Source organism: Pseudomonas sp. F(2018), from assembly GCF_005508865.1.
Taxonomy (GTDB): Bacteria; Pseudomonadota; Gammaproteobacteria; order Pseudomonadales; family Pseudomonadaceae; genus Aquipseudomonas.
In genome coordinates this window covers 155,666-173,669 of record NZ_SCOM01000004.1, presented here as the reverse complement: position 1 = coordinate 173,669, position 18,004 = coordinate 155,666, and the positions used below count along the sequence as shown (strand labels likewise).

Below are 18,004 nucleotides of genomic sequence, written 5' to 3'. Positions count from 1 at the left end.
TCATTTGATTTCGGTTTCGACGAAGATCACTTCGTGATCGCTGGCGTTGACCACGTTGTGCTCCACGCCGGCCTGGCGGAAGTACGACTGGCCGGCCACCAGGGGCGCGTGACGCTCGCCTTCCGGGGTTTCCAGCAGCAGGACTCCGTCGGTCATCGGCGTCACCACGTAGTCGTAGCCGTGGCGATGGGCGCCGGTCTCGGCACCGGGGGCGAAGCGCCACTCGGTGACGATGACTCGGTCGTTTTCCACCTGCACGGTGGGCACCGCCTTGGGTCGGCTCATCAGTCGACCTTGTTCAGTACGTCGCCGACGGCATTGAACAGGCGGTCCAGCTCTTCCGGCTTGGTGTTGAAGGTCGGCCCGAACTGCAGGCAGTCGCCGCCGAAGCGCACGTAGAAGCCGGCCTTCCACAGGGCCATCCCGGCCTCGAACGGGCGGATGGTCGGGTCGCCGTCACGCGGGGCCAATTGCAGGGCACCGACCAGGCCGCAGTTGCGGATGTCGATCACGTGCTTGCTGCCCTTGAGGCCGTGCAGGACGTTCTCGAAGTGCGGCGCCAGGTCAGCGGATTGCTGGATCAGGTTGTCCTTCTCCAGCAGCTCCAGGGTGGCCAGGCCGGCCGCGCAGGCGACCGGGTGGGCCGAGTAGGTGTAGCCGTGGGTGAACTCGATCATGTGCTCAGGGATGGCCTGGTGCATGAAGGTGTCGTAGATCTCCTTGGACGCCACCACCGCGCCCAGCGGGATGGCACCGTTGGTGATCTGCTTGGCGGCATTGATGATGTCCGGAGTGACGCCGAAGTATTCCGCGCCGCTCCACTTGCCCATGCGGCCGAAGCCGGTGATCACTTCGTCGAAGATCAGCAGGATGTTGTGCTGGGTGCAGATCTCGCGTAGGCGCTCCAGGTAGCCCTTGGGCGGAATGATGGCGCCGGCGGAGCCGGACAGCGGCTCGACGATGACGGCGGCGATGTTGGAGGCGTCGTGCAGCTCGATCAGCTTGAGCAGCTCGTTGGCCAACTCCACGCCGCCGGTCTCGGCCATGCCCCTGGTGAACGCCAGGCCCGGCTGCAGGGTGTGCGGCAGGTGGTCGGCGTCCATCATCTGGCCGTACATCTTGCGGTTGCCGCCGATGCCGCCCAGGGCGGTGCCGGCGATGTTCACGCCGTGATAGCCACGGGCGCGGCCGATGAACTTGGTCTTGCTCGGTTGGCCCTTCAGGCGCCAGTAGGCCTTGGCCATCTTCACCGCGGTGTCGGCGCACTCGGAGCCGGAACCGGTGAAGAACACGTGATTGAGCTCGCCCGGCAGCAGATCGGCGATCTTCTCGGCCAGCTTGAACGACAGCGCGTGGCCGTACTGGAAGCCCGGCGAGTAGTCGAGGGTGCCGAGCTGCTTGGCTACTGCTTCCTGGATTTCCTTGCGGCTGTGGCCGGCGCCACAGGTCCACAGGCCGGAGAGGCTGTCGAACACGCGACGGCCCTGGTCGTCGATGAGGATGTTGCCTTCGGCGGCCACGATCAGGCGCGGGTCACGCTTGAAGTTGCGGTTGGCGGAGAAGGGCATCCAGTGGGCGTCCAGCTTGAGCTGGCTGGCCAGGGACGGGGTGGCAGTCTGCGGCATGTTCATCGTGGCTCTCCAGAGCGGCACTGTGGTCTTGTTGCCATGCAAGGTGCCACGGGCATAAAGTCACGAAAATCCAAATCTTCTCACTTTAAGTTCAGTGATAACTAAACAATGAGTAATCGCCGTGCAGACCCGCTGGCCCAGGTCAGCGACTTCGAGATCCGCCTGCTGCGCCTGTTCCGCAGCGTGGTGGAGTGTGGCGGCTTCTCCGCCGCCGAGAGCGTGCTGGGCATCGGCCGCTCGGCCATCAGCCAGCAGATGAGCGATCTGGAGCAGCGCCTGGGCCTGCGCCTGTGCCAGCGCGGCCGCGCCGGCTTCGCCCTGACCGAGGAAGGCCGCGAGGTGTATCAGTCGTCGCTGCAGCTGTTCGGCGCGCTGGAGAGCTTCCGCAACGGGGTCAACGGCCTGCACCGCGAGCTGCGCGGCGAGCTGCATATCGGCCTCACCGACAACCTGGTCACCGTGCCGCACATGCGCATCACCCATGCGCTGGCGCGGCTCAAGGAGCTGGGCCCGGAGGTGCGCATCCAGATCCGCATGACGCCGCCCTCAGAGGTGGAACAGGGCGTGCTGGACGGCAGCCTGCATGTCGGCGTGGTGCCGCAGAGCCATGCCCTGTCCGGCCTGGAGTACCAGCCGCTGTATGGCGAGCGCTCGCAGCTGTATTGCGCGGTGGGCCACCCCCTCTTCTATGTGGACGACAACCAGCTGTCCGACACCCGCCTGAATGCCCAGGACGCCATCGCCCCGACCTTCCGCCTGCCGCCGGAGATCCAGACCCAGTATCAGGTGCTCAACTGCACGGCCAGCGCCTCGGACCGCGAGGGCATGGCCTTCCTCCTGCTCACCGGGCGCTACATCGGCTACCTGCCGGACCACTACGCCCAGCAGTGGGTGCAGCAGGGCCGCCTGCGGGTGCTCAAGCCGACCTCACGCTTCTACGATCTGACCATGGCCTCGGTGACCCGCAAGGGCCGCCGCCCGCAGCTGGTGCTGGAGACCTTCCTCGAGGCGCTGGCCGGCACCAGCTGAGCAATAAAAGGAGCAACGCGATGGATGCACTGCAGGACGAGGTACGGCGCTTCTTCGAGGACTTCGTCGCGGCGTTCGCCGAGTTCGACGGCGCGCTGATCGCCCGGCGCTACGGCGCGCCCTATCTGGCGCTGAATGCGGCCGGCGAGGCGCGCCTGTTCGCCACGGCCGCGGACATCGGCGACTACTTCCAGGGCATCGTCGACCAGTACTTCGCCCAGGGCTGCCGCAGCTGCCGCTTCCACGGCCTGGAGATCACCCCGCTCGGCTGCGCAGCCGTGCTGGCGAGCATCAGTTGGGAACTGCTGGATAGCGGCGGCGAAGTGATCGGCGCCTGGCGCGAATCCTACAACCTGACCCGCGGTGCCGACGGGTTGCGCATTCACGTCTCGACCGATCATTCAGAGACCGGCGACGACAGCTGAAAACAGCTGGAACGCCCGTACCACTAGGCGATCGCCATTTTTCCAGCAGCTGCAAAACGCACCAAAATGACGCTTTTCTGGCGCATCTTAGGGGGTTTTACCGAGCCAAATGCAGGCTTCGTCTGAACAACACACGTTTTTGACGCCTGAGGGTTGTTTCGTGACCCGCCCTGCGGTATCTGTTCGCACACAAAACCGATCATCAGTACGGACCCCCTCGATGCCTGCAGCCCCCGCCCCTGCTTCCAGCACCGGCAAACCCGCCGGCCGCATCCGCCAAAAGAACGAAAAAGCCATCATCGCCGCCGCCGAGGTGGAGTTCGCCCGCCATGGCTACAAGGGCACCAGCATGAACAGCATCGCCCAGGCGGTGGGGCTGCCCAAGGCCAACCTGCACTACTACTTCAGCAGCAAACAGGGCCTGTACGCCGCGGTACTGGACAACATCCTCTGCCAGTGGGAAAACGCTCTGGACAGCATGACGGCCGCCGACGATCCTGCCGAGGCCCTGAGCCGCTACATTCGCGCCAAGGTCGAGTTCTCCCGCAGCCAGCCGCTGGCCTCGCGCATCTTCGCCATGGAAGTGATCGGCGGCGGCCAGCAGCTGGCCGCCCACTACAACCAGAACTACCGTGAGTGGTTCGAGAGCCGCACCGCGGTGTTCCAGGCCTGGATCGACGCCGGCAAGATGGCCCCGGTGGAGCCTGCACACCTGCTGTTCCTGCTCTGGAGTAGCACTCAGCACTACGCCGACTTCGCCAGCCAGATCTGCCTCTACACCGGCAAGAGCAGCCTGAAGAAGGCCGACTTCGAGAGCGCCGCCGACAACCTCGAACGCATCATCCTCGGCGGCCTCGGCCTGACCCCACCGGCACGCAGCTGAGGCACCGTCCTCTGCCCTGCCCTCTCTGGTGAACGGAGAGGGCACGCCAGGTAGCCCGGATGCAATCCGGGTATGTGCAGCACCGAAGCCCCGCCTCGGATCGCATCCGGGCCAGGTCTCGAGCCTCGCGGGCCAACCGGCCTAGAGCCGGCGGCGCCGCCCGGTGATCATCGACAGCGGCAGGTTCTCGCGCAGGCGCAGGCTCTCCACCAGCGCCGCCAGCAGGTGCACGCAGACCAGCGCCAGCAGGGCGTCGGCGAAGAAGTCATGAATCTGCAGCGGCAGATCCTCGCCCCAGAAGTAGTCCACCTCTTCCATCAGGAAGCCGGTCACGCCCAGGCCGAGCATCATCAGCATCATCAGCACCATCACCAGCGCGCCGATCGGCGAATGGCCGAGGCGGTGATAGGGGCGCCGCTGGATCAGCGCCGAGCAGTGCTCGCGCAGGCGCGTCGGAGTCGGCCAGAAGTCCGCCCAGCGCGCCGCGTTCGGGCCGGTGAAACCCCAGACCAGGCGCACCGCCAGCCAGGCCACCGCGTAGTAGCCGAGCCAGCGGTGCCAGTCGTCACCCGCCTCGGTGAACCAGTAGTTGGCGACAAAGGCCAGCACCAGGGACCAGTGGCACAGGCGCACCAGCGGGTCCCATAGCTGCAGGGTTTCCCGGCTCATCCGGTCAGTCCTCGATCTCGGTCTTCACCGCGTTGCCGGACACCGGGTCGAAGTAGATCTCGACCTTCTGCTTGTCCTTGTTCCAGCCATAGATCTCGTAGCAGTTGCCACTGGTGACCTTGAACTTCTTGATCTCGTAGCCCTGGGCCTTGAGGTCTTCCTGGAACTTGGCCTGGTCCTGCCATTGGGCCTTGTCGGCGGTGGTGCACTGCGGACCGGCGAGAGCCAGCGGGCTGGCCAGGACGAGGGAGAGCAGCAGCAGTTTGCGCATGGATGGTTTCCTTCTTGTTGGATGACAGGGCGCCGGCCAGGCCGACGCCGCACATATTAGGCGCTGGCGCGCCAGGGTGCGCGCTGCAACAGTGTTGCACAGCGTTGCTGGAGAAATTCGCGCAGCAGGCGCACCGGCCCGCTGAGCTGGTCACGGTGGGCGCAGATCAGGTTGAGCGGGGTCGGCTCGCCCTGCCAGTCGCCGAGCGCCACCCGCAGGCGTCCGGCCTGCACGTCGCCGGCCACGTCCAGCCAGGACTTATACACCAGCCCCTGCCCCGCCACGGCCCAGCGCCGCACCACGTCGGCATCGTCGCTGACCCGGTTGCCGCTCACCGTCAGCGCCTCGCGTTGCTTGCCGGCGGCGAAGCTCCAGCGCTCGTGCACGCGGCCGCCGAGCATGTACAGCAGGCAGTTGTGCCGGCGCAGCTCCGCGGGCACCCGCGGCATGCCGTGGCGGGCGAAGTAGGCCGGCGCGCCGCACAGCACGCGGCGATTGTCCGCCGCCACTGGCAGCGCCACCAGACTGGAGTCCTCCGGCTCGCCATAGCGCAGGGCGATGTCCACCGGCTGGCGGAACAGGTCGGCGTTGCGGTCGCTGAGCAGCAGGCGCAGCGACAGCTGCGGGCGCTCGGCCTGAAACTGGTCGAGCCAGGGCAGCAGCGCGTTGCGGCCGAAGTCCGACGGCGCGGCGATCTGCAGCACGCCGCTGATCTCAGCCTTGGCTCCGGCCAGTTGCTGGCGCCCACTCTCCAGACTGAGCAGCGCGGCACGGGCATGGGCCAGGTACTGCTCGCCCTCGGCGGTCAGGCGCAGGCTGCGGGTGGAACGCAACAGCAGGCGCGCCTGCAGCTGCGCCTCCAGGCGCTTGAGCGCGGCGCTGGCCACGGCCGGCGAACAGTCCAGCTCGCGGGCGGCGGCGGACAGGCTGCCCAGCTCGGCGGTGCGCACGAACAGGGCGAGATCATCGAAGCGCAGCATGGCAGGGCCCTATTTTCAAAATTAGATTGAAAGAGACTCTATGGCAGCGCGGTTTTTCTCGCCAGGCAATTAACCGAACATGCGCCTAACGCCAGCCGGTACGCCGACTAAGCTGGAACATCGACTTCGCCATCGCGCCCCTTCGAGGATCACGCCGCAATGAAAGCCATCGCCTACTACCAATCCCACCCCATCGACCACGCCGAGGCCCTGCTCGACATCGAGCTGCCGGCACCGCAGCCCGGCCCGCATGACCTGCTGGTGGATGTGCGGGCCATCTCGGTCAACCCGGTGGATACCAAGATCCGCCGCAACGTCTCGCCCGAGGCCGGCCAGGCCAAGGTGCTGGGCTGGGACGTGGCCGGCGTGGTGGTGGCGGTGGGTGACGAGGTCAAGCAGTTCCGCCCCGGCGACCGGGTGTTCTACGCCGGCGCCATCGACCGTGCCGGCGCCAACAGCGAGCTGCACGTGGTGGACGAGCGCATCGTCGGGCGCATGCCCGGCTCGCTGGACTTCGCCCGCGCCGCCGCCCTGCCGCTGACCGCCATCACCGCCTGGGAGCTGCTGTTCGAGCGCCTCGGCGTACGCGAAGGCAAGGGCGACAGCCGTGACAGCCTGCTGGTGATCGGCGCCGCCGGCGGGGTCGGTTCGATCCTGGTGCAGCTGGCGCGCCAGCTCACCGGCCTGACCGTGATCGGCACTGCCTCCCGCAGCGAGACCCAGGACTGGGTGCGCGAACTGGGCGCCCACCATGTGATCGACCACGGCCAGCCGCTGCTGCCGCAGCTCAAGGCGCTGGGCATCGAGCAGGTGAGCATGGTCGCCAGCCTGACACATACCGACCAGCACCTCGACCAGCTGATCGAGGCCCTGGCGCCCCAGGGCAAGCTGGCGCTGATCGACGACCCGGCGCAGCTCGACGTGGTCAAGCTCAAGCGCAAGAGCCTGTCGCTGCACTGGGAGTTCATGTACACCCGCTCGCTGTTCCAGACCGACGACATGGTCGAACAGCATCGCCTGCTCAACCGGGTCAGCCAGCTGATCGATGACGGCGTGCTGAAGACCACCCTCGGCGAGCACTTCGGCAACATCAACGCCGCCAACCTGCGCCGCGCCCACGCGCTGCTGGAGAGCGGCAAGGCGCGCGGCAAGATAGTGCTCGAAGGCTTCTGAGCCACGACCCGCCGTCAGATCGAACGGACGCCAGGCGGCAGCTCGCGGCGAAGCGGCTAGACTGCAGTGGACCCGGACCTTTCAGCAGTGGTCCGGGCCTTCTCCGCCGTGACTGCTGAGGGTTCAGGATGCAGCCCAGGATCAACCGGCCAGTGCGCGTGGCCGGCATCTACCTCCTGTTCAGCGTTGCCTGGATCGTCCTCAGTGATCTGCTGCTGCAGACACTGCAACTGGACGCCGCCACCCAGGCCGGATTGCAGACCGCCAAGGGCCTGATTTTCGTCGGCCTCAGCGGCCTGCTGATCCTGTTGCTGTGCCGCCACGAGCAGAACGCCCAGCAGCAGCTGGAGCGCGATCTGCGCGAACACGCACGCAAGCTGCGCCAGGCCCAGGGCGAGGCCGGCCTCGGCACCTGGGAGCACAGCGGCGGCCGCCTGCACTGGTCCAGCGAGGCCCTGCAACTGTTCGAACGCCCGGAGACGGACGCCTGGGGCAGCCTGGACGACCTGCTGAGCTGGCTCTACCCCGCCGACCGCAATGCCGCCCAGCGCGCCCTGCAGGCGCTGCTGGACGATGGCGAGCCGCTGCTGATCAACGTGCGCCTGAATCGCCCCAACAGCGATGCCCCGGTGTGGCTGATGCTGCGTGGCAACTATGGCGCTGGCGGCGCCCACGGCAGCGTGCAGAACGTCAGCGGACAGAAACGCGACGAACTGGCCCTGCGCGAGAGCGAGCAGCGCTTCCGCCAGCTGTTCGAGCAGACCCCGCGCATCGCCGTGCAGGGCTACGACCGCGAGCGCCGGGTGATCTTCTGGAACCAGGCCAGCACCCAGCTGTACGGCTATGACGTGGCCGACGCCATGGGCCGGCGTCTGGAGGAACTGATCATCCCGCCGTCGATGCGCAACCAGGTAGTCAGCGACATCCAGAGCTGGATGATCGGCGGCCCGGCCATCCCCGCCGCCGAACTGACCCTGCAGCACCGCGACGGCAGCGAGGTACACGTCTATTCCAGCCACTTGATCCTGCGCAACACGCGCAATCAGGTGGAGCTGTACTGCGTCGACATCGACCTCGGCCAGCAGAAGAGCGCCCACCAGGAGCTGGAAGCCAGCGAGGCGCGCTACCGCGAGCTGGTGGAGCAGTTGCACGAGGCGATCTTCCTCACCGACAGCGGCGGTCGGCTGACCTTCGTCAACCCGGCCTGGCAGACCATCACCGGCTACAGCATCCGCGAGAGCATTGGCCGCCCGCTGCTGGATTTCATCGAGGACGACCAACGCGAGGCGGCCGGACTGCACATCGCCGCCGTCGTCGCCCACCAGCAGAGCAGCTGGCTCGGCGAGCTGCGCCTGCGCGATGCCGGCGGCCGCCCACATTGGGTATCGTTGCGCTTGGCAGCCGGTCCGCAGCACGGCCTGGGCCTACGGGGCAGTCTCAGCGACATCCACGAGCGACGCCACACCCAGGCCCTGCAGGAGGCACGCAACGCGGTGCTCGACCGCATGCTGGCGCAGCGCCCATTGCAGGAGAGCCTGAGCGACATGGCCCTGCGCCTGGAGCGCATCAGCCCGGAGATGCTGGTGTCCATCCTGCGCCTGGACGATGGCGTGCTGCGGGTGCTGGCCGCGCCCAGCCTACCGGCCATCTATACCGCCACGGTGGAAGGCATGTCGGCACGGCTCGAACTGGGCAGCTGTGGCCACGCCGCCGCTAGCGGCGAGCTGACCATAGTCGAGGACATCCACAATCACCCCAACTGGACCGAGTTCCGCGAGCAGGCACAACTGGCCGGGCTGCGGGCGTGCTGGTCGCTGCCATTCAAGAATGACCAGCAGGAAGTGCTCGGCGTGTTCGGCATCTACTACCGGCGCCAGTCCCGGCCGAGCCGCGAGGATATCGAGCTGGTCACCGAGTTCACCCGCCTGGCCGGCATCGCCGTGCGTCAGCAGCAGCGCGACGCCGAACGCCTGCAGAGCGAACTGCGTTTTCGCGCCACCTTCGAGCAGGCCGCCGTCGGCATCGCCCACCTGGCGCCGGACGGCCACTGGCTGCGGGTCAACCAACGCCTGTGCCAGATGCTCGACTACAGCCGCGAGCAGTTGCTCGAGCTGACCTTCCAGGACATCACCCACCCGGGCGACCTGGACAAGGACCTCGACCTGACCCGCCAGCTGCTGAGCGGCGAGCTGCAACGGCTGACCCTGGAGAAGCGCTACCTGCGCCGCGACGGCAAGGTGCTCTGGGCCCACCTAAGCGCCACCCTGGTACGCCATACCAACGGCGAGCCGCACTACTTCATCTCGGTGGTCGAGGACATCGGCGTGCGCAAGCAGCAGGAGCGCGCCCTGCAGCAGGCCGCCACCGTATTCGAGAGCACCCAGGAGGCGGTAGTGATAGTCGATGCGCGGCGGCGCATCCTCACCAGCAACCCTGCCTTTACCAGCATCACCGGGCTCAGCCCGCAACAGGCAGTCGGTCGGCGCCTGCCGCTGCTGCCGGGCAACAGCCTGGAGCGTGCGCGCTATCGCACCCTGTGGCGCAAGGTGCAGGACAGCGGTCACTGGCAGGGCGAAATGAACAGCCGCCGCCAGGACGGCTCGCGCTTCCCCTTCTGGCTCACCGTCAGCCGGGTACGCGACTGCGATCCGCAACAGCCGCAGTACGTGCTGACCTTCACCGACCTCAGCCAGTACCGCGACAGCCAGGAGCGCCTGGCCCACCTGGCCCACTTCGACACCCTCACCGACCTGCCCAACCGTCTCTACGCCATGGAGCGCCTCGGCCATGCCCTGGAGCACGCGCAACGGCACCAGGAGCGGGTGGCGGTGCTGTACTTCGACCTGGACAACTTCAAGACCATCAACGAGAGCCTCGGCCACAAGGTCGGCGACGAGCTGCTGGTGGCCGTGGCGCGGCGGCTGCAGCAACGCCTGCGCAACGAGGACACCCTGGCGCGGCTGAGCAGCGACGAATTCCTGGTGGTGCTGGAGAACCTGCAGCGCCCCGAGGAGGCGGCCGGCATCGCCCGCACCCTGATCGAGCTGCTGGAGCGCCCGCTGCCGCTGGGCAATGGCCGCGAAGCCTACCTGGGCGCCAGCATCGGCATCAGCCTGTTCCCGGATGATGGGCAGAGCAGCGACGACCTGCTGCGCAACGCCGACAGCGCCCTGCACCAGGCCAAGCAGGAGGGGCGCAATACCTTCCGTTTCTATACCCAGGGCCTGACCCGCCAGGCGCACACCCGCCTGACCCTGGAAGGCCAGTTGCGCCAGGCGCTCAAACGCAACGAATTCATCCTCCACTACCAGCCTCTGGTGCGCGGCCACGACGGTCACCCGATCGGCGTGGAGGCGCTGCTGCGCTGGAACAGCAGCGACGGCATGATCTCCCCGGCCCAGTTCATCCCCCTGGCCGAGGAAACCGGGCTGATCGTGCCGATCGGCAACTGGGTGCTGCGCGAGGCGTGCCGGCAGATGCAGTTCTGGCGCCAGCAGGGCCTGGACCTGCACACGCTGGCGGTCAACCTGTCACCCCGCCAGTTCCGCCAGGCCGACCTGCAGCAACAGGTGCGCGAGGCCCTGCACGATAGCGGCCTGCCGGCCGAGCATCTGGAGCTGGAGATCACCGAGGGCGCGCTGATCGAGAACGTCGAGCAGGCCCAGGCCACCCTGGCCGCGCTCAAGGGGCTGGGGCTGAAGCTGGCGATCGACGACTTCGGCACCGGCTACTCCTCCCTGGCCTACCTGCGCCGCTTCCCGCTGGACAAGCTGAAGATCGACCAGAGCTTCATGCGTGGCGTGCCGGAGGACCAGGCCAACCTGGAGATAGTCGCCACCATCATCGGCCTGGCGCGCAACCTCAAGCTCTGCGTGCTGGCCGAGGGCGTGGAGACCACCGAGCAACTGCAGGCCCTGCGCCATCTGGGCTGCGAGCAATGCCAGGGTTATCTGTTCAGCCGCCCGCTGAGCGCCGTGCAACTGGCCCACTGGCTGCACAGCGACCACCAGTCGGTCGGTTGATTCAGGTCAGGGAATGCGAGGGGCAGAGGTCTACACTGGAGCTTCACCGTCTCCATGGAGGCCTGCGATGAACATTGATATCCACCAGGTAAAGACCGCCGAAGGCACCCGCTGGCAGGTCAGCCTGGACCAGCATCGCGTCAGTTTCCGCAACGAGGCCGAGGCCAGGGACTTCGTCCGCGTGCTGCAGACCCGCCTCAAGGCCCCGCATCCGCTGCCCGGGCGCGGCATCGCCGAGGTGCGCAGCGCCGGTTGATCGGCCGCCACTCAGAACTCCAGCGCGTGACGCCGCGCATGTCGCGCGGTGAGCAACCCCAGGATCACGGTGATGACGCCGCACACGGCGATGACCAGCGCCATCGGCCGGGCGCTGCCGTCGTGCAGCGCGCCCACCAACCCGGACGCGCCGGCCGCCACGGTGAACTGCAACGAACCGATCAGCGCCGAGGCACTGCCGGCATGGGCGCCCTGCCCAGCCATGGCGCAGGCCGTGGCATTGGGCAGCACGCAGGACAGGCTGGCAGTGGTGATGAACAGCGGGATCAGCAACGGCCACAGTTGCGCCGGCCGGGCCATGGCCACCGCCAGCAGCGCCAGGGTCGCGGCGCAATAGATCCATACCGTGCGCTTGAGCCAGTAGCCGGGGCCGTGGTGGCGCAGCAGCCAGCCGTTGAGCTGGGCGCTGAGGATGAAGCCGGCGGCGTTGGCACCGAACAGCCAGCCGTAGTGCTCGGCAGGTACGCCGTAGAGATCGATGAACACAAACGGCGAGCCGGAGATGTAGGCGAACATGCCGGCCATGGCCACCCCGCCGGTCAAACCGTAGCCGATCAGCAGGCGGTCACGTAGCAGCAGCGAGTAGCGCCCCAGCGCCCCGCCCAGCGGCTGGACGGGAAACTGCGCCGAGCGGGTCTCCGGCAGCCACAGCAATACGGCCGCCAGGCACAGGGCGCTGAACAGCACCAGGCCGAGGAAGATCGACTGCCAGCCGAACAGTTGCAGCAGCACGCCACCGCCCAGCGGCGCGAGGATCGGCGCCACGCCCATCACCAGCATCAGCTTGGAGAACACCTTGGCCGAGGCCAGCGGGTCGCACAGGTCACGCACCACCGCCCGCGAGATGACCATGCCGGCGCAGCCGCCCAGGGCCTGGACGAAGCGCGCAACGATCAGCCACTCCAGGCTCTGCGCCAGGGCGCAGGCCAGCGAGGCCAGGGTGAACAGCACCAGCCCGGCCAGCAGCGGCTTGCGTCGGCCGAAACGGTCGGCCAGCGGGCCGTAGATCAACTGGCCCAGGGCGGTACCGGCGAAATAGGAGGCCAGCGACATCTGCACATGGTCGACATCGGTGCCGAACACCCGCGCCAGGGTCGGGAAGCTGGGCAAATAGAAATCGATGGCCATGGGCCCGAAGGCGCTGAGCGTGCCCAGTATCAGCAGGATGCGAAAATTCATCGGTTCTCCACAACGTGGTACTACCCGGAAAACGAAAGGCGCCCCGCGGGGCGCCCGGAATACAAGCCGGCGGGGTACGCACCCCGCAGCGGCAGGTCAGTGCGGCTCTACCACCTCGTTCTTGGACTTGCGTTTGTCCAGTTTGTCCGCCAGCGACTCCACCAGCAGGTAGAACATGGGAATCAGGAAGGTCGCCAGCAGGGTGGCGGCGAGCATGCCGCCGATCACCCCGGTACCGATCGAGTGACGGCTGGCCGAGCCGGCGCCGGTGCTGATGGCCAGCGGCACGCAACCGAGGATGAAGGCCAGCGAGGTCATCACGATGGGCCGGAAGCGCAGCTTGGCCGCCTCCATCGCCGCCTCGAAGATGCCCATCTTCTGCTCCTCGCGGCACAGCACGGCGAACTCGATGATCAGGATAGCGTTCTTCGCCGCCAGGCCGATCAGGGTCACCAGACCGACCTGGAAGTACACGTCGTTGGCCAGGCCGCGCATCCAGATCGCCAGGATCGCGCCGAACACGGCGAAGGGCACGGCGGTGACCACCGCCATCGGCAGCGTCCAGCGTTCGTACTGGGCGGCCAGGATCAGGAACACCAGGATCAGGCCGAAGATGAACGCGGTACTGCCCGAGCCATGGGTCGCCAGTTCCTGGAAGGCAGAACCGATCCAGGCCAGGTTGTACTGCTCGCCTAGCACCTCGTCGGCCACTTCCTGCATGGCCTCCAGGGCCTGACCGGAGCTGTAGCCCGGCGCCGGCCCGCCGAGCAGCTTGGCCGCCGGGTAGACGTTGAAGCGCGCGTAGGAGTCCGGGCCGAGGATGCGCTGCACGCGCACCAGCGAGGCCAGCGGAATCAGATCGCCGCCGCTGGAGCGCACGTAGACCTGGTTGAGATCTTCCGGGCTGCGGCGGAAGTCCGCTTCGGACTGCAGGCTGACCTGCCAGGTACGCCCATACAGGTTGAAGTCGTTGACGTAGTAGCTGCCGAAGGTCGCCTGCATGGCGGTGAACACATCGTTGATCGCAACGCCCAGGGCGCGCGCCTTGGTGCGGTCGAGATCGATGAAGTACTGCGGCACGTCGGCGTGGAAGGTGCTGTTGACCCCCGCCAGCTCCGGGCGCTTGGACGCGGCGGCGATGAACTTCTGCACCACCGCGCTGAGGTCCTCGATGGAGCCGCCGCTGCGATCCTGGATATAGGCCTCGAAGCCGCCGGTGGTACTCATGCCGCTGATGGGCGGCGGGTTGAAGGTCATCACCAGGGCGTCCTTCTGCTTGGCGCCCATGCCCATGAACTGCCGCGGCAGGTTGCGCGCATCGAGCTCCGCGGTGGTGCGCTCCTTCCAGTCCTTCAGGGGAACGAACGACACCCCGGCGTTGCTGCGGGTACCGAAGGTGAGCACGTCGAAGCCGGCGAAAGTCACCACGTCCTCCACCGCCGGATGCTGCATCAGCTCCTCGGTGACCGCGCTGGTGACCTGGTCGGTGCGGCTCAGCGAGGCTGCCGGCGGCAGGAAGTAGGCGTTGATCACGTAGCCCTGGTCCTCGTCCGGCACCAGCGAGCCCGGCACCCGGCCGAACAGCACGACCATGATGGCGATCATGCCGCCGAACAGCGCCACACCGATCAGCGAACGCTTGAGGAAGAAGCGCACGCCGGCGGTATAGCCGTTGGTGAAGCGCTCGAAGGCGTTGTTGAACCAGCGGAATGGCGCCGCCGGCTCCTTGTGCTCGGGCTTGAGGATCAGGGCGCAGAGCGCCGGCGACAGGGTCAAGGCGACGATGCCGGAGATCACCACCGACACCGCGATGGTGATCGCGAACTGCTTGTACATCTGCCCCGCCAGGCCGCCGAGGAAGCCGACCGGAATGAACACGGCGCACAGCACCAGGACGATGGCGACGATCGGCCCGGTCACCTCCTCCATGGCCTTGATCGCCGCCTCACGCGGGCTGAGCTTCTCGGTACGCATCACCCGCTCGACGTTCTCCAGCACCACGATGGCGTCGTCCACCACGATGCCGATGGCCAGCACCATGCCGAACAGGGTCAGCAGGTTGATCGAGAAGCCGAGCATGTACATGCCGGCGAAGGTGCCGATCAGCGACACCGGAATGGCCAGCACCGGGATCAGCGTGGCGCGCCAGTTCTGCAGGAAGATGAACACCACCAGCATCACCAGCACCAGGGCCTCGATGAAGGTGTGGATCACCTCCTCGATGGAGACCTCGACGAACTTGGTGGTGTCGTAGGGGATCTTGTAGGCGATGCCCTCGGGGAAGCGCTTGGCCAGGCGTTCCATGGTGGTGCGCACCGCCTCGGCGGTATCCAGGGCGTTGGCGCCGGGTTGCAGGTAGATGCCGAAGGCGGCGTTCTTCTTGCCGTTGAGGCTGGTGACCAGGGAGTAGTCCTGGGCGCCCAGCTCGACGCGTGCCACATCGCTGAGCAACAGGCTGGCGCCGGTCGCGTCGGTGCGCAGGATCACCTGCTCGAACTCTTCCGGCGTGGTGAAGCGGCCCTTGGTGCTCACCGTGTAGGTGAAGTCCTGCGGCGACGACAGCGGCTCCTTGCCGAAATTGCCGGCGGCGAACTGCGAGTTCTGCTCCTGGATGGCACTGACCACGTCGCTCGGGGTCAGGTCGTACTGCGCCAGCTTGTCCGGGCGCAGCCAGATGCGCATGGAGTAGTCCTTGGAGCCGAACTGGCTGGCGTCACCGACGCCTTGGATACGCTTGAGTTCGTCGATCACGTTGATCAGCGCGTAGTTGCTGATGAAGATCGGGTCGCGCGAATCGTCCGGTGAGAACAGGGTCACCACCTGCAGGATGTCGGAGGACTTCTTCTCCACCTTCACGCCCTGCCGGCGCACTTCCTCGGGCAGCTTGGCCAGTGCGGCCTGCACCCGGTTGTTGACGTCGATGGTGGCCTGGTCCGGGTCGGTGCCGACGTCGAAGTACACGGTCAGGCTCATGGCACCGTTGCTGTCGGAGTTGGACAGCTGGTAGATCATGCCCTCGACACCGTTGATTTCCTGCTCCAGCGGCGCGGCCACGGTCTCGGCGATGACCTGCGAGCTGGCGCCCGGGTAGGCCGCCGTCACGGACACCTGCGGCGGCAGAATCTCGGGGTACTGGGCCACCGGCAACGCGCGCATGGCCGCGAGACCGGCGAGGATGATGACGATGGAAATCACCGCCGCGAAGATCGGTCGATCGATAAAGAACCTGGAGATCACGGGCCTGACTCCTTACTGCTTGGCAGGGGCGGCGTCGACCACCTTGACGGGCGCGTTGGGGTGAACCTTGGGCAGGCCCTCGACTATCACCTTGTCGCCGGCTTCGATACCGCTCTCCACCACCCAGCGGCCGTTGGCGGTGTGCGCCGTGCCGATCGGGCGGATACGCGCCAGGCCCTGATCATCCACCACATAGACGAAGGTGCCGTTCGGCCCCTGGGACAGCGCGCGCTCCGGCACGGTGATCGCGTTGGGCTTGTTGATACCCTTGACCACCACACGCACGAACTGGCCCGGCATCAGCGCCAGGTTCGGGTTGGCCACCACCGCACGGGCACTGACGGTGCCGGTGCCGCGATCGATGGTGCTGTCGGTGAAGTCGACCTTGCCTTCCAGCGGGTAGCTGGTGCCGTCGCCGAACTTGATCTCCACGCTCATCTGCTGGCCGCCCTCACGCACCAGGCTGCCGCTCTGCAGACCGCTGCGCACGCTGGAGACCTCGCGATCCGGCGCGGCGAAGTTGACGTAGAGGGGATCGAGTTGGGTGATCTGGGTCAGCAGGCTGGCGTTCGGGTCGCCGGCCACCATCAGGCTGCCTTCGGACACGGTTTCCTTGCTGGTGATGCCGGAGATCGGCGCCTCCACCGTGGTGTAGTCGAGGTCGATCTGCTTGGACTGCACCTCGGCCTTGGCCGCCTCGATATTGGCCTTGCTCTGCTCGAAGTTGGACACCGCATTATCCAGTTCGCTCTCGCTGGCGAAGCCCTTCTTCTGCAGCTCACGGATGCGCTTGAGGTCGCGCTCGGTCTGCCGGTAGCGCGCCTGCTCCTGGGCCAGCGAGCCTTTGGCGCGGGCCAGGGCGGCCTGGTACGGGCGCGGGTCGATGCGGAACAGGATCTGCCCCTGCTTGACCTGGCTGCCCTCCTGGTAGGTGCGCTCCTGCAGGATGCCGCTGACCTGGGCACGCACCTGCACCTCGCGGAAGCCGGCGGTGCGCGCCGGGTACTCGAACTGCAGCGGCAGCGATTCGACCTTGGCCGCCTCCACCACTACCTCCGGCGGCGGCATCTGCTGGCCCTGTTCGGCGGCCTGCAGCAACGGACTGAACAGCATGCTCAGGGCAAGCGTTGGGAATGCGAACGGAAGCGAGCGAGCAAGCATGGTCATCTCCATGACGTCTTGAATTGGGCAAAGCCTCGAAGGAGTGCCATGCTAGTTACATACATCGGCGTCTGTAAACTGAACAACGGCACAGAATTCATTACACTGAGTTCCCCAAAACAAGAGCCTAGACGGATTCCACCTACCCGCCATGCGCCGAACCAAAGAGCAAGCCGAGCAGACTCGCATCGCCATCATGGCGGCCGCCGAGCAGCTGTTTCTGGAGAAGGGCGTGGCCCACAGCACCCTGGAACAGATCGCCCGCGCCGCCGGGGTCACCCGTGGCGCGGTGTACTGGCACTTCGAGAATAAGGCCCATCTGTTTCACGAAATGCTCAGCCAGGTGCGCCTGCCGCCGGAGCAGCTGACCGAGCGCCTCAGCGGCTGCGGCGGCGCGGACCCGCTGTTGTCGCTGCGCGATCTGTGCATCGAGGCGATCGCCAACCTGGCCCGCGACGAGCAGCGGCGGCGCATCTTCACCATCCTGCTGCATCGCTGCGAGTTCACCGATGAACTGCGCGAGGCCGAACAACGGCACAACGCCTTCGTCAATCAGTTCATCGGCCTGGTCGAGCAGCTGTTCGCCCGCCCGGCCTGCCGCGAGCGCCTGCTGCCGGGCATGACTCCGCGCCTGGCCGCGCGAGCGCTGCATGCGCAGATCATCGGCCTGTTCACCGACTGGACCCGAGACCCGCAGCTGTTCGATCCGCTGCTGGACACCCCCGCACTGATCGATGCGCAGCTGCGCGGCCTGCTGCGCGAGTGGAACCCGCCGGCCTGACGGATCAGGCCGCCTCGGCCGCGTAGCCCTCCTCGCGTACTGCCGCCAGCAGCTGCTCCAGGCTCAGGCGGCTGGTCACCCGCACCTCGCCGGCCGCCAGGTCGACCTGTACCTCCGCCGCCGGATCGCCAGCCTGCACCGCTCGGGTAATGGCGCGCACGCAGTGACCACAGCTCATGCCCGACACTTTCAGAATCTGCATAACGTTTTCCTCATCGCATGGTTGACTAGACCAGCATCGAGCTTGCCATCGGGGCAAGGTCAAGGCCTTGCGACTTGTCGTCCGC

Annotated in this window: 16 protein-coding genes; 7 read left to right on the top strand and 9 right to left on the bottom strand. The window is 66.9% G+C overall.

Going from position 1 to position 18,004, the window contains the following annotated elements; all coding sequences use genetic code 11:
• On the bottom strand, positions 1 to 288 hold the full coding sequence (locus tag FFS62_RS17775) for a cupin domain-containing protein (protein ID WP_137974486.1): 288 nt from the start codon (positions 286 to 288) through the stop codon (positions 1 to 3).
• Positions 285 to 1,631 (bottom strand): aspartate aminotransferase family protein, encoded by a 1,347-nt coding sequence (locus tag FFS62_RS17770; protein ID WP_137974176.1) that lies wholly within the window; start codon positions 1,629 to 1,631, stop codon positions 285 to 287. The genes FFS62_RS17775 and FFS62_RS17770 overlap by 4 nt, the downstream gene beginning before the upstream one ends.
• Before the next feature lie 108 nt (positions 1,632 to 1,739).
• Here FFS62_RS17770 and FFS62_RS17765 point away from each other — a divergent pair, with 108 nt between their 5' ends.
• The 3 genes from FFS62_RS17765 to FFS62_RS17755 all read left to right on the top strand — a co-directional run bounded on the left by FFS62_RS17765 (position 1,740) and on the right by FFS62_RS17755 (position 3,968).
• Positions 1,740 to 2,660 carry a LysR family transcriptional regulator gene (locus FFS62_RS17765; protein WP_137974175.1) on the top strand — a complete coding sequence of 307 codons (921 nt, stop codon included), beginning with the start codon at positions 1,740 to 1,742 and terminating at the stop codon, positions 2,658 to 2,660.
• A gap of 20 nt (positions 2,661 to 2,680) precedes the next feature.
• On the top strand, positions 2,681 to 3,085 hold the full coding sequence (locus FFS62_RS17760) for a hypothetical protein (protein ID WP_137974174.1): 405 nt from the start codon (positions 2,681 to 2,683) through the stop codon (positions 3,083 to 3,085).
• 220 nt (positions 3,086 to 3,305) lie between these two features.
• Complete coding sequence (locus tag FFS62_RS17755) at positions 3,306 to 3,968, top strand: TetR/AcrR family transcriptional regulator (RefSeq protein WP_137974173.1); 663 nt, start codon at positions 3,306 to 3,308, stop codon at positions 3,966 to 3,968.
• A 141-nt stretch (positions 3,969 to 4,109) separates the two neighbouring features.
• Here FFS62_RS17755 and FFS62_RS17750 read toward each other — a convergent pair whose 3' ends face one another.
• The 3 genes from FFS62_RS17750 to FFS62_RS17740 are packed head-to-tail and all read right to left on the bottom strand — an operon-like array spanning position 4,110 to position 5,888.
• Entirely contained in the window at positions 4,110 to 4,637 is a 528-nt protein-coding gene (locus tag FFS62_RS17750; protein WP_137974172.1) for a cytochrome b/b6 domain-containing protein, read from the bottom strand.
• 4 nt (positions 4,638 to 4,641) lie between these two features.
• Positions 4,642 to 4,908: a PepSY domain-containing protein gene (locus tag FFS62_RS17745; RefSeq protein ID WP_137974171.1), complete on the bottom strand. Its 267-nt coding sequence runs from the start codon at positions 4,906 to 4,908 to the stop codon at positions 4,642 to 4,644.
• Positions 4,909 to 4,964: 56 nt separating this feature from the next.
• Entirely contained in the window at positions 4,965 to 5,888 is a 924-nt protein-coding gene (locus FFS62_RS17740) for a LysR family transcriptional regulator (protein ID WP_137974170.1), read from the bottom strand.
• A 159-nt stretch (positions 5,889 to 6,047) separates the two neighbouring features.
• Here FFS62_RS17740 and FFS62_RS17735 point away from each other — a divergent pair, with 159 nt between their 5' ends.
• The 3 genes from FFS62_RS17735 (at position 6,048) to FFS62_RS17725 (ending at position 11,339) form a co-directional block, all read left to right on the top strand.
• Positions 6,048 to 7,061, top strand: a complete 1,014-nt coding sequence (locus FFS62_RS17735; protein ID WP_137974169.1) for a zinc-binding alcohol dehydrogenase family protein — start codon at positions 6,048 to 6,050, stop codon at positions 7,059 to 7,061.
• Between the two features lie 128 nt (positions 7,062 to 7,189).
• Positions 7,190 to 11,083, top strand: coding sequence for an EAL domain-containing protein (locus FFS62_RS17730; protein ID WP_137974168.1), 3,894 nt, complete (start codon positions 7,190 to 7,192; stop codon positions 11,081 to 11,083).
• A 67-nt stretch (positions 11,084 to 11,150) separates the two neighbouring features.
• Positions 11,151 to 11,339, top strand: coding sequence for a hypothetical protein (locus FFS62_RS17725; protein ID WP_137974167.1), 189 nt, complete (start codon positions 11,151 to 11,153; stop codon positions 11,337 to 11,339).
• A gap of 11 nt (positions 11,340 to 11,350) precedes the next feature.
• Here FFS62_RS17725 and FFS62_RS17720 read toward each other — a convergent pair whose 3' ends face one another.
• The 3 genes from FFS62_RS17720 to FFS62_RS17710 all read right to left on the bottom strand — a co-directional run bounded on the left by FFS62_RS17720 (position 11,351) and on the right by FFS62_RS17710 (position 16,936).
• Positions 11,351 to 12,538: a multidrug effflux MFS transporter gene (locus tag FFS62_RS17720; RefSeq protein WP_137974166.1), complete on the bottom strand. Its 1,188-nt coding sequence runs from the start codon at positions 12,536 to 12,538 to the stop codon at positions 11,351 to 11,353.
• Positions 12,539 to 12,634: 96 nt separating this feature from the next.
• The gene (locus FFS62_RS17715) at positions 12,635 to 15,775 is read right to left on the bottom strand and encodes an efflux RND transporter permease subunit (protein ID WP_137974165.1); all 3,141 of its coding nucleotides are present in this window, start codon (positions 15,773 to 15,775) and stop codon (positions 12,635 to 12,637) included.
• A gap of 12 nt (positions 15,776 to 15,787) precedes the next feature.
• Complete coding sequence (locus FFS62_RS17710; RefSeq protein ID WP_371920153.1) at positions 15,788 to 16,936, bottom strand: efflux RND transporter periplasmic adaptor subunit; 1,149 nt, start codon at positions 16,934 to 16,936, stop codon at positions 15,788 to 15,790.
• 151 nt (positions 16,937 to 17,087) lie between these two features.
• Here FFS62_RS17710 and FFS62_RS17705 point away from each other — a divergent pair, with 151 nt between their 5' ends.
• Positions 17,088 to 17,717, top strand: coding sequence for a TetR family transcriptional regulator (locus FFS62_RS17705; RefSeq protein WP_137974164.1), 630 nt, complete (start codon positions 17,088 to 17,090; stop codon positions 17,715 to 17,717).
• A 4-nt stretch (positions 17,718 to 17,721) separates the two neighbouring features.
• On the opposite strand, the gene FFS62_RS17700 is transcribed toward FFS62_RS17705, so the two are convergent.
• Positions 17,722 to 17,919 carry a heavy-metal-associated domain-containing protein gene (locus FFS62_RS17700; protein ID WP_137974163.1) on the bottom strand — a complete coding sequence of 66 codons (198 nt, stop codon included), beginning with the start codon at positions 17,917 to 17,919 and terminating at the stop codon, positions 17,722 to 17,724.
• Positions 17,920 to 18,004: the final 85 nt, after the last annotated feature.

Coding starts and splice junctions, on each gene's coding strand:
- FFS62_RS17760 (WP_137974174.1), top strand. CDS start 2,681: ATGGATGCACTGCAGGACGAGGTACGGCGCTTCTTCGAGGACTTCGTC.
- FFS62_RS17730 (WP_137974168.1), top strand. CDS start 7,190: ATGCAGCCCAGGATCAACCGGCCAGTGCGCGTGGCCGGCATCTACCTC.
- FFS62_RS17750 (WP_137974172.1), bottom strand. CDS start 4,637: ATGAGCCGGGAAACCCTGCAGCTATGGGACCCGCTGGTGCGCCTGTGC.
- FFS62_RS17705 (WP_137974164.1), top strand. CDS start 17,088: ATGCGCCGAACCAAAGAGCAAGCCGAGCAGACTCGCATCGCCATCATG.
- FFS62_RS17700 (WP_137974163.1), bottom strand. CDS start 17,919: ATGCAGATTCTGAAAGTGTCGGGCATGAGCTGTGGTCACTGCGTGCGC.
- FFS62_RS17740 (WP_137974170.1), bottom strand. CDS start 5,888: ATGCTGCGCTTCGATGATCTCGCCCTGTTCGTGCGCACCGCCGAGCTG.
- FFS62_RS17720 (WP_137974166.1), bottom strand. CDS start 12,538: ATGAATTTTCGCATCCTGCTGATACTGGGCACGCTCAGCGCCTTCGGG.
- FFS62_RS17770 (WP_137974176.1), bottom strand. CDS start 1,631: ATGAACATGCCGCAGACTGCCACCCCGTCCCTGGCCAGCCAGCTCAAG.
- FFS62_RS17725 (WP_137974167.1), top strand. CDS start 11,151: ATGAACATTGATATCCACCAGGTAAAGACCGCCGAAGGCACCCGCTGG.
- FFS62_RS17745 (WP_137974171.1), bottom strand. CDS start 4,908: ATGCGCAAACTGCTGCTGCTCTCCCTCGTCCTGGCCAGCCCGCTGGCT.
- FFS62_RS17765 (WP_137974175.1), top strand. CDS start 1,740: ATGAGTAATCGCCGTGCAGACCCGCTGGCCCAGGTCAGCGACTTCGAG.
- FFS62_RS17735 (WP_137974169.1), top strand. CDS start 6,048: ATGAAAGCCATCGCCTACTACCAATCCCACCCCATCGACCACGCCGAG.
- FFS62_RS17755 (WP_137974173.1), top strand. CDS start 3,306: ATGCCTGCAGCCCCCGCCCCTGCTTCCAGCACCGGCAAACCCGCCGGC.
- FFS62_RS17710 (WP_371920153.1), bottom strand. CDS start 16,936: ATGCTTGCTCGCTCGCTTCCGTTCGCATTCCCAACGCTTGCCCTGAGC.